Origin of the sequence: Actinoplanes sp. NPDC026670, from assembly GCF_040638175.1 — a bacterium.
GTDB lineage: Bacteria > Actinomycetota > Actinomycetes > Mycobacteriales > Micromonosporaceae > Actinoplanes.
The window spans coordinates 65148-79301 of the sequence record NZ_JBEZXU010000044.1 but is presented as its reverse complement, the minus strand read 5'-3'; the positions used below and the strand labels follow the sequence as shown (position 1 = coordinate 79301).

Annotated in this window: 9 protein-coding genes; all 9 read left to right on the top strand. The window is 70.7% G+C overall.

Annotated elements, in window-relative coordinates:
- Positions 1-5 precede the first annotated feature (5 nt).
- The gene (locus tag AB0E94_RS34530) at positions 6-884 is read left to right on the top strand and encodes a TIM barrel protein (RefSeq protein WP_360335209.1); all 879 of its coding nucleotides are present in this window, start codon (positions 6-8) and stop codon (positions 882-884) included.
- Positions 881-1930 (top strand): Gfo/Idh/MocA family oxidoreductase, encoded by a 1050-nt coding sequence (locus AB0E94_RS34525; RefSeq protein WP_360335207.1) that lies wholly within the window; start codon positions 881-883, stop codon positions 1928-1930. The genes AB0E94_RS34530 and AB0E94_RS34525 overlap by 4 nt, the downstream gene beginning before the upstream one ends.
- A 42-nt stretch (positions 1931-1972) precedes the next feature.
- Positions 1973-3610, top strand: coding sequence for a hypothetical protein (locus AB0E94_RS34520; RefSeq protein WP_360335205.1), 1638 nt, complete (start codon positions 1973-1975; stop codon positions 3608-3610).
- Between the two features lie 185 nt (positions 3611-3795).
- Positions 3796-5073, top strand: coding sequence for an extracellular solute-binding protein (locus AB0E94_RS34515; RefSeq protein ID WP_360335203.1), 1278 nt, complete (start codon positions 3796-3798; stop codon positions 5071-5073).
- 78 nt (positions 5074-5151) lie between these two features.
- Positions 5152-6042: a sugar ABC transporter permease gene (locus AB0E94_RS34510; RefSeq protein WP_360335201.1), complete on the top strand. Its 891-nt coding sequence runs from the start codon at positions 5152-5154 to the stop codon at positions 6040-6042.
- Position 6043: 1 nt separating this feature from the next.
- Complete coding sequence (locus AB0E94_RS34505) at positions 6044-6886, top strand: carbohydrate ABC transporter permease (protein ID WP_360335199.1); 843 nt, start codon at positions 6044-6046, stop codon at positions 6884-6886.
- Positions 6887-6895: 9 nt separating this feature from the next.
- Positions 6896-8584, top strand: a complete 1689-nt coding sequence (locus AB0E94_RS34500) for a phosphatase PAP2 family protein (protein WP_360335197.1) — start codon at positions 6896-6898, stop codon at positions 8582-8584.
- Entirely contained in the window at positions 8581-9693 is a 1113-nt protein-coding gene (locus AB0E94_RS34495) for a Gfo/Idh/MocA family oxidoreductase (RefSeq protein ID WP_360335195.1), read from the top strand. Before AB0E94_RS34500 ends, AB0E94_RS34495 begins: the two co-directional genes overlap by 4 nt.
- Positions 9693-13829, top strand: a complete 4137-nt coding sequence (locus AB0E94_RS34490) for a glycoside hydrolase family 38 C-terminal domain-containing protein (protein ID WP_360335193.1) — start codon at positions 9693-9695, stop codon at positions 13827-13829. The genes AB0E94_RS34495 and AB0E94_RS34490 overlap by 1 nt, the downstream gene beginning before the upstream one ends.
- The last annotated feature ends 325 nt before the right edge of the window (positions 13830-14154 follow it).

The following is a 14154-nucleotide window of genomic DNA, read 5'->3' as shown; positions in this document are numbered from 1 at the left end:
ACATCTTGACCGGCTTCGCGGAACGTATCGGCGGCGCGCCGATCTCCTGGGGCGTCTGTGAGGCGCCCGGCTGGGGACTCGAGCTCCCCGCCGACCGGGTGCTCGCCGAGATGGGCGGGCTCGGGCTGCGGGCCACCGAACTCGGCCCGACCGGCTACCTGGGCAAGACCCCGGCGGATGTCCGGGTCACCCTGGACCGGCACGGCTTCTCGCTGATCGGCGGTTTCCTGCCGGTGCCGATGCACGTGGTCACCGACGCCGACCTGGCCGAGGCGGCCGACGCGATGGACACCCTGGCCGCGGCCGGCGCCGAGGTGGTGGTGCTGGCCGCCCGCTCCGGCGACGGCAGCTACGACCACAAGGTGCACCTGGACGACGACGAGTGGCAGACCCTGTTCGCCACCCTGGATACGCTTCAGGAGATGGCCCGCGACCGTGGCCTGCGCCCGAGCCTGCACCCGCACGTCGGCACCGCGGTCGAGTCGCGGGAGGCGGTGCTGCGGGTGCTCGACAGCAGTGACGTCCCGATCTGCCTGGACACCGGCCACCTGCTGATCGGCGGCATGCAGCCGGCCGAGCTGCTGGAGCTCGCCGCGTCCCGGATCACCCACGTGCACCTCAAGGACGTCGACCTGGAGGTGTCGGCGACCGTCCAGGACGGCACCCGCGCCTACATCGACGGCGTCCGCGCCGGCCTCTACACCCCGCTCGGCGCCGGTGACGTCGACATCCCGGGCATCGTCCGTGCCCTGGAGAACGCCGGATACACCGGCTGGTACGTGCTGGAACAGGACTGCGCGCTGGCTTCGGTGCCCGCCGAGGGCGAGGGGCCGATCGGCGACGCGCGCCGCAGCTTCGAGTTCCTCACGGAGGTGGCGCGGTGACGACGCTGATCGAGCCGGGGCACGTCCCGGCCGGAACCGGAGGCGCGCGAGTGAAGCGGATCGGCATCATCGGCACCGGCATCATGGGCGCCGACCACGCCCGCCTGCTCAGCTCGGCGGTCTCCGGCGCGGCTGTCGGCGGTGTCTTCGACCTCGACGGCGACCGGGCCCGCGGGGTGGCCGAGGCCAGCGGCGGCGCGAAGGTGTTCGCCGACCCGTACGCGCTGATCAGCGACGACGACATCGACGCCGTCCTGATCGCCTCCTCGGACGCGACCCACGAGGACTACGTGCTCGCGTGTGTGGCCGCCGGCAAGCCGGTGCTCTGCGAGAAACCCCTGGCCCCGACGGTCGACGGCTGCGCCCGGATCCTGGAGGCGGAGACCGCGTACGGCAGCCGGCTGATCACGGTCGGGTTCATGCGCCGCTTCGACCCCGGCTACACCGACCTGAAGAAGCTGCTGGCCACCGGCGAGATCGGCGCGCCGCTGATGCTGCACAACGTGCACCGCAATCCGGCCGCCCTGCCCGGCATGCCCAGCGCCAATCTGATCACCAACTCGGCGGTCCACGAGCTGGACATCACCCGCTGGCTGTTCGACGAGGAGATCACCGAGGTCGCCGTGCACACCCCACGGCCGACCGGCAACTCCGGCGGCACCCGCGACCCGCAGCTGCTGGTCCTCACCACCGCGTCCGGGGTGCTCTCCGACGTGGAGATCTTCGTCAACGCCCGGTACGGCTACGAGGTCCGCTGTGAACTCGTCGCCGAGACCGGCACGGTGACTCTGGACGCGCCGCCGCCCACCTCGGTACGCCGTTCCGGACTGCACGCCCGCGAGCTCCCGGCCGACTGGCGGCCCCGTTTCGCCGAGGCGTACCGCCTGGAATTGCAGGACTGGATCGACGGAACCGGACAGGGCGCGACGGCGTGGGACGGATTCGCTGCCACGTTCGTCGCGCAGGCGTGTGTGAACGCGCTGGAAAGCGGAGAACGTTATACCGTCGAGATGCCGGCGATACCCGGGCTATACCGGCGGCAGTAAAGGGTGGGTGCCATTTCTTCGCGTGTTTATGAAAGTGATGCGGTGACCGATTCTGATCTGGACTTCGCCGCCCGGGCACGTGCCGCTCTGGACCGGGAGGTCCGCGACATCGGCGCCGAGACCGGCGAGCTCTGGCGGCGGCTCCAGCATCGACGGCTCGCCGAGCGGGTCAAGGCGCTCGCCGCGGCCTGGCACCTCACCGGCGACCCCGGTGTGCTCGCTCCGGTCGGCGAGCTCACCGGGCTGCTGCGGGAGCGGCAGAACCCGAGCGGCCTGTTCCGCGGCGGCGACAACGTCGACTCGCCGCCGGACTCGGCGTTCAGCGTCAACGACCTCGCCGACGCGGCCCGCCTGCTGCACGGCGCCGGCCAGCAGGCCGGGCTGCTGGAGCTGCTCGACTCGATGACCCCCGCCCTGCTCAAGGGCGGGGTGCACACCCCGAACCACAGGTGGGAGCTGTCCGCCGCCCTGGCCCGCCTGCACCGCCTCGACCCGCGGCCGGAGATCGCCGCCCGGGTGGGGGAGTGGCTGGCCGAGGGCGTCGACATCGAGGACGGGCTGTACTCGGAGCGCAGCGCCAACTACGCCGCCGCCGTGTCGAACCCGTCCCTGCTGGTCATCGCCGACGTCTTCGACCGGCCGGACCTGCTCGACGCGGTCGAGGCCAACCTGGCCGCCACCGTCGACCTGCTGCTGCCGGACGGGACGGTGGAGACCGTCCTGTCCCGGCGGCAGGACCAGCGCCGGCGGATGCCGTTGCGGATATTCCTGCTGCCGTTGCGGGTGATGGCGATCCGGCGCGGCCGCGGTGACCTGGCCTGGGCCGCCGGGATCGCCCTGGAGCAGGGCATCGACTCGCCGGCGAGCGCTGTCGCCGACCCGGTCGCGGGTCGCCGGCTGCCCCCGGCCGTGCCACCGCCGGCACTCCGGCATCGACATTTCGCCGCCGCCGGAACCCTGGTGGCGCACGGTCCGGACAGCACGGCCGTGGTGTTCGGCGGCTCCGACTACCGCAGGCACCGCCGGATCCGGTCCGGCCTGGCGAACTCACCGACCCTGCTGCGCCTGCACGCCGGCGGCACGGTCCTGGAGAGCGTCCGCCTGTCCCGCACGTTCTTCGGCCTGGGCCCGTTCCGAGCCGACTCGCTGACGACCGAACCGGGCCCGGCCGCGGTGCTCACCGAGACCGTCTCCGCGGCCTACTACCAGCCGTTACCCAGCGACGGGACGGGCCGTTACGCGGTCACCGACGACGGCCGGTTCAGCGCCGCGATGGACTTCGCCCGCCGCCCCCGTGACGAGGTGACGCTCACGACCCGGATCCGGGTGGCGCTACCCGTGCCGGAGGCAGCGGTGCGAGCCGGCCTGGACCTGGAGATCGACGGGGCGGCCGTGGACTGGGCGCTCGAGCTGGCGTTCCGGCCCGGCGCCACGATGACCGGCGCCCGTCCGCTGGGCGGCGACCGATGGCATCTCGAGGCGGGCACCGCCACCTACGGCGGGCTCGCGGTGACCGTCCTGGAGGCGGCCGGGGCCGTCTCCGAGTCCGAGCCGGCCTACCACCCGGGTGAGGACTACGAATTCCTCGGCGGGACCGATGCGGCCGATGGCGTCCTTCTCTACGTGACCGGAAAAGCCCCATCAAGGCTGCGTCTGCGCATCGCCACGCCGGTCGTTTAGGAAACCGTACAGAAGTACGCCCTGATCGATCGACCCACGTCGCTATAAAAGATTCCTGTGAATTAACATGTCGTTGACGCGGTAAGCGCTTTCCTCTAACGTCCGTCGCCACAGGAAGACAACCGCAACACCACGGGAACACAGCGAGTAGAACCACCGGAAGACATTTCATCGAGGAGATAGTCATGGGCATTTCGGCATCCGCGCGGAAGGGGTGGCTGGCCGCGAGCGTCGTCGGCGCCCTCGTCCTCGGCGCCTGCTCGTCCGGCTCCAGCGGAGACGGCGACCCGAAGAGCATCACCTTCTGGTTCTCCACCTCGGCCCAGGACCAGGGCTACACCGACCTGGCCAAGGAGTTCGAGGCCAAGGAGGGCATCAAGGTCGAGATCGTCAACGTCCCCTACGACGGCTACCAGGACAAGCTGAGCCAGGCGGCCCAGGCCAACGCCCTGCCGGACACCGCCAGCGTGCCGTCGCTCGACCCGCTCTGGGTCAACCAGCTCCAGGACCTCGCCAGCATCGCGAACAACGAGGCCAACAAGATCAACAAGAACCTGGTCACCGCCGACGGCGACAAGGTCCTGTCGATCCCCTCGGACGTCACCGCGGCCGGGCTCTACATCAACAAGAGCCTGTTCGAGAAGGCCGGCGTGTCCTACCCGACCGACCCGGCGCAGACCTGGACGTGGACCGACTTCCTCGCCGCCGCCACCAAGGTCCGCGAGGCCACCAACGCCAAGTACGACCTGGTCTACGACAACTCCGCGGCCCGCATCCGGGGCTGGATCTACACCCACGGCGGCACCGGCTTCCAGCTCGGCGCGGACGGCAAGTTCGCCGCCCCGGACGCCGCCACCGTGACGGCGCTCAGCGAGTTCGCCAAGATCAACGACGACAAGGTCATGCCGAAGTCGGTCTGGACCTCCGGCCAGGACCCCAACGCCCTGTTCAAGAGCGGCCAGGTCGTCGCCTACTACTCCGGTGTCTGGCAGGTCGCCGACTTCGCCGACAGCATCACCGACTTCGAGTGGGCCAGCGTCCCGGCCCCGGCCCAGCCGACCCACGCCACCGACATCAACCTCGGCGGCAAGATGGTCGCCTTCAACAACGGTGACAAGGCCGAGGCCGCCAAGAAGTGGATCGACTTCGTCTTCCAGCCGGCCAACTACACCAAGCTGGCCCAGACCAACGGCTACCTCCCGATCGAGACCGGCCTGACGCTGACCTACCCGTTCGAGAAGAAGGCCGCCCAGGACGCGTTCGCCCTGTACATCAAGGAGATGGAGCTCGCTGACCCGATCTCCAGCTCCGGCCAGGCCAACCAGACCAAGCTGCTGCTGGCCAAGCAGAAGGTCGACGACGCCCTGATCAAGACCGAGCTGGCCAAGTTCATCAACGGCGAGCAGGACGTGCAGAAGACCGTGGACGCCATCGTCACCGGCCTGAACGACCAGATCAAGTAGGGGACCGCGACGGGTGGGCCCGCCGGCTTCGGCGGGCCCACCTCGCTGGAAAGACTCGCCGGGGAAAGAGGAGTGACCATGGTCTTCAGCGCCAGCCGGCGCCGGCACAACAGCTACACCCTTGCTCCACTGATCCTGATCTCGGTCAACCTTCTGCTCTTCCTGACGTTCTTCGTCTGGCCCGCGATCATCGGCCTGGCCTACTCCTTCACCAGCTACACCGGTGTCGGCGACGCGCCCTGGGTCGGCCTGGAGAACTACCAGGAGCTGATCGGCGACGCCGACTTCTACGCGGCCCTGCTCCGTACCCTGATCTACACCGCCTGCGTCGTCCCGCTGATGTTCGTGATGTCGCTCGGCATCGCCTACCTGCTGGTCAGCCCGTACGCCAAAGGCAAGACCGTGGCCCGGGTGATCTTCTTCCTGCCCTGGCTGATCTCGCCGATCATCGCCGGTGTCATCTGGCGCTGGCTGTTCGGGGAGAACTTCGGCCTGGTCAACTTCGTGATCACCGAGCTCGGCGGCGACCCGGTCTCCTGGCAGTCCAACGGCGACCTGTCCCTGATGATCGTCGTCATCGTGGCCACCTGGGCCGGCACCGCGTTCAACATGCTGCTGTTCATCGCGGCGCTGAAGAACGTGCCGGTCTCCTACTACGAGGCCGCCGACCTGGACGGCGCGAACGCCTGGCAGAAGTTCCGGAAGATCACCCTGCCCGCCATCGCGCCCACCTCGTTCATCGTCATGCTGCTCAGCACCCTGCACGCGATGAAGGAGTACACGTACTTCGTCGCGGTCAACGACGGCGGTCCCGGCACCGAGAACAACCTGATCGTCCAGTACATCTACGAGACCGGCTTCAAACGGGCCCAGATCGGCTATGCGAGCGCGGCGTCGTTCGTACTCCTGCTGATCCTGGTCGTCGTGGCCGTTCTTCAGCTGATCGCCAGCCGCCGGAAGGGATCCTGAGATGGCAGTCTCCCGCAGCAGGACCGGCGACCTGCCGAAGAAGATCAGTTCCAGCGCGATCATGTGGCTGCTGGCCGTCCTGTACGGCTTCCCGCTGCTCTGGTTCGTGGTCAGCTCGTTCAAGCCGGGCGGCGAGCTGTTCTCGTACCCGCTGACGTTCTGGCCGAAGAACCCGACGCTCGAGGGCTACACCGACGCCTGGACGAGCTTCGACTTCCCCGGTTACCTGGTCAACACGATGATCGTGGCGATCGCTGCCACCCTGCTCACCGTCATGGTCAGCGCCGCCTGCGGGTACGCCCTGGCCAAGTACGGCAACTGGTGGCTGAAGATCTTCGCCGGCTGCATCCTGGCCACCACCATGCTGCCGACCGAGACGATCCTCGCGCCGCTGTTCCTGGTGGTCCGCAACCTCGGCCTCTACAACAGCCTGTCCGGTGTGGTGGTGCCCGCGGTGATCACCGCGACCGGCACGTTCATGTTCCGCCAGTTCTTCGTGACGGTCCCCAACGACCTGCTCGAAGCGGCCCGGATCGACGGCTCCAGCGAACTGTCCACCTTCTTCCGGATCATGCTGCCGCTGTCCCGGCCGATCATCCTGACCCTGGCCATCTTCTCGTTCCAGTGGCGCTGGAACGAGTACCTCTGGCCACTGATCATCCTCAACGAGCCGAGCCAGTTCACCTTGCAGATCGGCATCGCCGGCATCGTCGGCGCCAACAACGTGAACTGGTCGATCCTGATCAGCGCCTCCGTCCTCTCCATGGTTCCGCTGGTCGCCATCTACCTGGTCTTCCAGAAGTACGTGATGAACGCAGACATCAACGCCGGCCTCAAAGACTGAGGAATCCTGATGACCCCCATTGACCGCCGTACTCTGCTGCGCGCCGCCGCTCTCAGCCCGGCCGCCTTCATAAAGCTGCCGGACGTCGTGACCACGGCGTTCGTCGACGACTACAAGTCGAACCTCACCACCAACCTGACCGTCGACACCAACGCCGCCGTGCGGATCCTCTCCGGCGTCCAGTCGTACTGGCAGACCGGCACCGCCTGGAACAACGGGACCGTCCTCGACGCCGCCGTGCTGCGAGCCAACATCAGGTTCTGCGAGACCCGCACCGCCGCCCGCACCGACGCCGAGGCCGCCTGGTCGTTCATCGTCGACCGCCGCCACCAGAGCTACGCCGTCATCGACGGCCTCGGCCCGTGGGCCGCCGCCTACCGCAGCACCGCCCTCGCGGTCACCGGCATCACCGAGGCCCCGGCCGGCACCCCGGCCACCACGATCAGCGACGCCGTGCCCGCCGGCGCCCCGGCCGGATCGACGCTCGGCGCCGGCTCGCCGACCTCGCCGCTGGGCCAGATCGTCACCCTGGTCAACACGGTCCGCGGCAACTGGTCCTCCAGCAACCCGTCGAAGTTCGCCGTCCAGTACCCGCGCCCCTGGCGGCTGACCACCGACAGCACCGTCGTCGACACCGGCGCCCTGGACGCCTTCGGCTTCCCCGTCTACCAGTCGAAGGTCGTGGTCGCGCCGCAGCTGCTGCGCCAGCGCGGCACCGTCCCCGGCGACGACGGCGGCTTCCCGAGCGGCCACACCAACGCCCTGCACCTGGCCGCGCTGGCCTTCGCCTACGCCTTCCCGGAGCGTTTCCAGGAGCTGCTGACCACTGCCTTCGACTACGCCGACACCCGGATCACGGCCGGCATGCACTCGCCGCTCGACGTGGTCAGCGGCCGCATCCTGGCCACCGCGCTGGCCGCCGCGATCCTCAACGACCCGGCCAACGCCGAGCTCAAGGTGGCTGCCCGGGCCCAGGCCGCGGCGTTCCTCAAAGCCAACCCCGGCGTGGGTACGGACACCTTCGCCGACCGTGGCGCCAACCGCCGGCTGATCCTCCCGAAGCTGACGTACATCCTGCCGCGTACCGGCCCGGACCGGCCGCTGACCGTGCCGAAGGGCGCCGAGGTGCTGCTGGAGACCCGCCAGCCGTACCTGACCGCCGACCAGCGCCGGGCCGTGCTGCGCAGCACCGCCCTGCCGGCCGGATACGCCCTGCTCGACGGCCCCGAGCAGTGGGGACGCCTCGACCTGTTCCGGGCGGCCGACGGCTACGGCGCGTTCGAGACCGACGCCGACGTCACCCTCGACGGCGTCTCCGACACGTGGCGCAACGACATCACCGGCCGTGGCGGCCTGACCCTGCGCGGCACCGGCACGCTGACCCTGACCGGCGCGAACCGGTTCCGCGGCGGCGTCCGGATCCTCGGCGGCACCCTGGCCGCGGCGAGCACCCATGCCCTGGGCAGCGGCGACGTCGAGATCAGCGGCGCCACCCTGCGTACCGTCCCGGGCGTCTGCCTCGACGGAACCGTCACGATCGCCCCCGGCAGCACCCTCGACGTCACCACCGGCTCGCGCGGCCCGGTCCTCACCGCCAAGCGGGTGACCGGCCGGTTCGCGAAGGTCACCGTCGACGGCCGCCCGGCCGAAGCCGTTTACACCCGCACCAGCGTCTCGGCGCGGATCCTGAAATCATGACCCCGCCCCGTGTCGTCCTCGTCGGCGCGCACGGGCACGGCCGTGGCCACCTCGACCAGCTCTCGACACTGCACGCAGAAGGCAGGGTCGAGCTGGCCGGGGTGGCCGACCCGCGCCCGCCCGGCCCCGAGCAGCGGGCCGCGGCCGCCGGCGCGCCCTGGCGCCGGGACGCGGCGAGCCTGATCGAGGCGGTCACCCCCGACCTGGCCGTCATCGTCACGCCCGTGCACACCCACGTCGAACTGGCCGAGGCGGCCATGCGGGCGGGCGCCCACCTGCTGCTGGAGAAGCCGCCCGCGCCCAGCCTGGCCGGCCTCGACCGGCTGCTGGCCGTGCAGGCCGAGACCGGCCGGACCGTGCAGGTCGGCTTCCAGGCGTTCGGGTCGGGGGCGGTCACCGAACTGCGCCGCCGCATCGACGCCGGCGACCTCGGCGACATCGAGGCGATCAGCGCGACCGGGCTGTGGTGGCGCGGCGAGGCCTACTGGAACCGGGCCGGGTGGGCCGGGCGACGGTTCCTCGACGGCCACGACGTCAACGACGGGGCGCTGACCAACCCGTTCGCGCACGCGGTCGCGCTCGCCGTCACCCTCGACGGGTCCGCCGGCCACGACTCGGTTCAGCGCGTCGACCTGGACACCTATCGCACCCGGCCGGCCGAGGCGCACGACACGGCGAGCGCCCGCATCCACACCGCACGCGGCACCCGGGTCACCGTCGCCGCCACCCTCTGCGCCGAAGCCGAGGAGGATCCGGTCGTCGTCGTGCACGGCAGCCGCGACACCGCGACGCTCCACTACACGCGGGACCGCCTGGTCACCGCGGCCGGGGAGACCCGCCACGAGCGGGCCGACCTGCTGGAGAACCTGCTCGGCCACCTCGCCGGCCCGGCCGTCCCGCTGCTCGTGCCGCTCGCCGCGACGCGCGCGTTCACCGAGGTCGCCGAAGCCGTCCGGCAGAGCCCGCCGCCCACGCCGGTGTCCGAGGACCGGCTGGGCGACCTGACCGCACGCACCCACGAAGCCGCCGCCACCGGCCGCCTCTACCGCGAACTCGGCTCGGACTGGGCGACCGCGCCCGCCTGGACCTGGACACCGGAAGGATCCTGATGCGGATCACCGCGATCGAGGGCACCGATCTCTTTCACGGCCCGGCCGCGGCGCCCCGGCAGGTCGTCCGGGTCACCGTCGCCGCCACTTCGGCTTCGGACTCCTTCCGGGTACGGGTGGAGGGCGCCTCCGTCCGTACCCCCGAAGCGACAGTCACCACCGGACTCGCCGCCGGTGAGCAACGGACCGTCGAGGTCGGAGTGCTCGTCTCGGCTCCGGCTGCCGAAGGCACGCCGTTGCAGGTCACCGCGATCGCCGACACCGACGCCGGCCCGGTGACCGCCGACGGCGAGTTCCGGGTCGCGGCGACCGGCTGGACCATGTGGATGGTGTCGCACTTCCACTACGACCCGGTGTGGTGGAACACGCAGCGCGGCTTCACCGAGGTGTGGCAGCAGCTGCCCGACGTGCCGAAGGCCGACAAGCTCCGCCCGGCGTTCGTGCGCACCGCGTTCGACCTGGTCCGCGCCCACATCGACGCCGCCCGCCTGGACGACGACTACCGGTTCGTGCTCGCCGAGATCGACTACCTGAAGCCCTACTGGGACGTGTTCCCCGAAGACCGGGACGACCTGCGGCGGATGCTGCGCGACGGCCGGGTCGAGCTGGTCGGCGGCATGTACAACGAGCCGAACACCAACCTCACCCACCCCGAGTCGACGATCCGCAACACCGGGTTCGGCCTCGAATACCAGCGTGACGTGCTCGGCGGAGATCCCCGTACCGGATGGATGGTCGACGTCTTCGGCCATGATCCGGCGTTTCCGGGGCTGATGGCCGACGCCGGGCTGACCTCGAACTCGTGGGCGCGCGGGCCGTTCCATCACATCGGGCCGCGGCGGCACACCGGGGACATCGGGCGGATGCAGTTCCCCAGCGAGTTCGAATGGATCTCGCCGAGCGGAAAAGGCCTGGTCACCGCCTACATGGCCAACCACTACGTCGCCGGGTGGGACGTCGAGCGCAAGGAGACCCTGGAGGAGGCGCTCGCCGAGGCCTACGCCCAGTACCGGTCGTTGCGGGAGGTCGCGGCCACCCCCAACGTGATGCTGCCGGTCGGGCACGACCACAACATCCCGTCCCGGTGGTGCACCGAGATCCACCGCGAGTGGGCCAAACGCTACGTGTGGCCGCGTTTCGTGATGGGCCTTCCGCGGGACTTCTTCGCCGCGGTGCGCTCGTCGTCACCCCGGCTGTCGCCGCAGACCCGGGACATGAACCCGGTCTACACCGGCAAGGACGTCTCCTACATCGACACCAAGCAGGCGCAGCGGGCCATCGAGACGATCGTCCTCGACGCGGAACGCCTCGGCACCCTCGCCGCGCTGCTCGGCACCGGGTACCCGCAGGCGCAACTCGACAAAGCGTGGCGGCTGCTCGCCTACGGCGCCCACCACGACGCCGTCACCGGGACCGAATCCGATCAGGTCTACCTCGACCTGCTCGCGGGGTGGCGGGAAGCCCATGAGCTGGGCTCCACCGCCCGCCGGTCGGCAGTCGCCGGGCTCGCCGACCGGGTCGACACCCGCGGTCCGGGCCAGGCCGTCCTGGTCGCCAACCCGTTGTCCTGGCCGCGCGGCGGCGTCACCCGGATCGAACTCACCTATCCGGCGCCGGGGCCCTCCTCGCTGACCGTTTCCGACGACACCGGGAGGGCGGTGCCGGCGGTCGCCGAAGGGGTGGTCCGCCATCCGGACGGCACCATCGCCGCCGCCACCCTGTCAGCCGTCGCCCGTGACGTGCCCGCACTCGGCTACCAGGTCTGGCACGTCGACGCCACCGCCGCGTCGGCCACCGTCTGGCGGGCGGCCTCCGGTGATCCGGTCATTCGCAACCACCACTTCGAGGTACGGGCGGACGCCGGCCGTGGCGGCGCCCTGACCAGCATCATCGACAGGCGTACCGGGCGGGAGCTGCTGCGGCCGGGTGGTCTCGGCGGTGAACTGGTCGTCCAGGAGGAGTATCCGGACCACCCGTACTGGGGTGAGGGGCCCTGGCATCTGCTTCCCAAGGGCCCCGGCCGTGGTCTCGCCGACCGGCCGGCCACCGTCCGTGTCGAACGCAGCTCGGCCGGCAGCCGCCTGATCAGCGAAACCGTCGTCGACGATCTGCGGATCACCCGCGAGGTCACCCTGTGGACCGGCAGCGACCGCATCGACTTCCACACCCACGTGGACGGCTCGATCGGCCAGGACCGGCTGCTCCGCGTGCGGTTCGACCTCGACCTGCCGGGCACTTCGCCGGTGTCCGAAGTGGGGTTCGCGGCGATCGGGCGGTCGTTCGGGTTCCCGTCGCTGGACGCCGCGGAAAGCCTGTGGACCCTCGACAATCCGGCGCACACCTGGGCAGCTCTCTCCACCACCGCCCGGATCCGCTCCACCGTCGCGCCTTCCGCCGTCGCGCCTTCCCCCGTCGCGCCTTCCGCCGTCGCGCTTTCCGGCCTCGCGCCTTCCGCTTCTGCTTTCGGGGTTGCTGAGGTGATCACTGATGTGGATCCGCGTGATCTTGTCGTTGCGCTGGTCCGGCAGGGGGTCACGGCGACCGCCGCGCGGCCGGACGGTCCCCGCTACGGCGCGCTCGACGCCGACTCGAACCTGCCGGACATCCGGATCGTCGTCGGCGACAACACCTTCAGCCGGGAGGTCCTGGCCTCCGCCGGGACGTCCTACGCCGAGATCCTGGCCACCACCGGCCGGGTCTACGTGCCGTCGGCCCGTCCGCTCGACGAGACCTGGGTGCCCGACGCCGACCTGCGGGGCGCCCGTGACCTGCCGGTGCTGATCGTCGCCGCCGACGGCCTGACCGGCCTGATCGCCGACCTGGACGATGCCGAGATCACCGTCGACCAGCAACTCGACGGCGACTTCACCGACTACTCGGTGGCCCTGGTCAACCACGGCACCCCGGGATTCGTCGCCGCCCGGGACGGGTCCCTGTACCTGTCGCTGATGCGTGCCTGCACCGGCTGGCCGAGTGGAGTGTGGATCGACGGCCCACGCCGTACCGTGCCGGATGGGTCTGGATTCGCCTTGCAGCATTGGAGCCACACCTTCCGGTACAGCCTCGCCGCCGGGGCGGGCGACTGGCGTGCGGCCGGTTTCGTCCGGGCCGGCCAGGAGTCGAACCATCCGCTGATCGCCACCCCGGTGCCGTCCAGCCCGGGCGACCTGCCGCCCCGGCTGTCGCTGGGCTCGGTCGAACCCGCGAACGCCGTCCTGTCCGCCCTCAAACCCGACGGCGAACAGGTGACCGCCCGCATCTACGAGACGAGCGGACGCCCTGCTCAGGCCCGCATCCGTCTGCACGGCGGCCTGCACGATCCGGCCCTGGCCAACGTCCTCGGCGAACCGCAGGCACCCGCCATCAGCGCCGGAGACGACGTGACAGTGGACCTGGCCCCGGCTGACGTGGTGACGGTCGCCGCCCTGCCCGGGACGCCGTTCGGCGCTGCTGTTCCGGCGGTCGAGCCGGTCCAGCCGGTGTTCACGCGCTACTGGCTGCACAACAAAGGCCCGGCGCCGCTGCACGACCTGCCGGTGACCGTGCACGTCTCCACCACACCCGGAACCGCCCGGGTCACCGTCTCCACCAGCACGGTCGCCGCGGCCGGGGCCGTCGACCTGTCACTTCCGCCCGGTGTCACGGTCACGCCGCCGGGGCCGTACTCCTATGACCTGCCCGCCGGCAGTCACCAGCACTTCGACCTGACCGTTGCGGGGGAGGGCCGGATCGCCGCCCGCATCCGCGACCCCTACGGCCAGGTGCTGGAGGACGTCACCGACATCGCTTCGACCGGCCCCGACGCCGAACTGTCCCCGTCGGCGCTGACGATCGTCCCGGGTTCGGCCGCCACCCTGTCGCTGCGTCTGCACAACCCGACCGATGCCCCGCTGCGCGGCGAGGCCCAGTTGCTCTCCCCGTTCGGAACGTGGGGCGACACCATCGACGACCTCGCCGTCCAGCCGTGGATCCGGGGCTACGACCTGCCGCCCGGTGCCGCCACGACGCTGACGTTCACGGTTCGGGCGGCTCCGTCGGCCCGCCCGAACGCCCAGTGGTGGGCGCTGGCCCGCGTGACGGCGCTGGGTCACGTCACGTACACCGCCGCGGTGCCGCTGGCCACCCCGGGACCGTGAGCCGTCGCCCACCGTCCTTTCGGCCCGCGTATTCCCGTGCTGAGCGACGGCCGGCCGTCCCGGCCGTCGCTCAGCCGCCCTTCGGGCGGCCGATTCCCGCGGTGGGCGACGGCTGGTGGTCTCGGCCGTCGTTCAGCGTCCTTTCGGGCGGCCGATTCCCGCGGTGGGCGACGGCTGGTGGTCTCGGCCGTCGCTCAGTGTCCTTTCGGGCGGTGTATTCCCGTGCTCAGCGACGGCTGAGGGTCGCGGGCGTCGCTGAGTCGCCTCTCGCGCCGCGGATCACCGGTCTGAGCGACGGCTAGCCGTCGCTCAGACCGGTTTCAAA

Coding starts and splice junctions, on each gene's coding strand:
- AB0E94_RS34515 (WP_360335203.1), top strand. CDS start 3,796: ATGGGCATTTCGGCATCCGCGCGGAAGGGGTGGCTGGCCGCGAGCGTC.
- AB0E94_RS34510 (WP_360335201.1), top strand. CDS start 5,152: ATGGTCTTCAGCGCCAGCCGGCGCCGGCACAACAGCTACACCCTTGCT.
- AB0E94_RS34505 (WP_360335199.1), top strand. CDS start 6,044: ATGGCAGTCTCCCGCAGCAGGACCGGCGACCTGCCGAAGAAGATCAGT.
- AB0E94_RS34500 (WP_360335197.1), top strand. CDS start 6,896: ATGACCCCCATTGACCGCCGTACTCTGCTGCGCGCCGCCGCTCTCAGC.
- AB0E94_RS34495 (WP_360335195.1), top strand. CDS start 8,581: ATGACCCCGCCCCGTGTCGTCCTCGTCGGCGCGCACGGGCACGGCCGT.
- AB0E94_RS34490 (WP_360335193.1), top strand. CDS start 9,693: ATGCGGATCACCGCGATCGAGGGCACCGATCTCTTTCACGGCCCGGCC.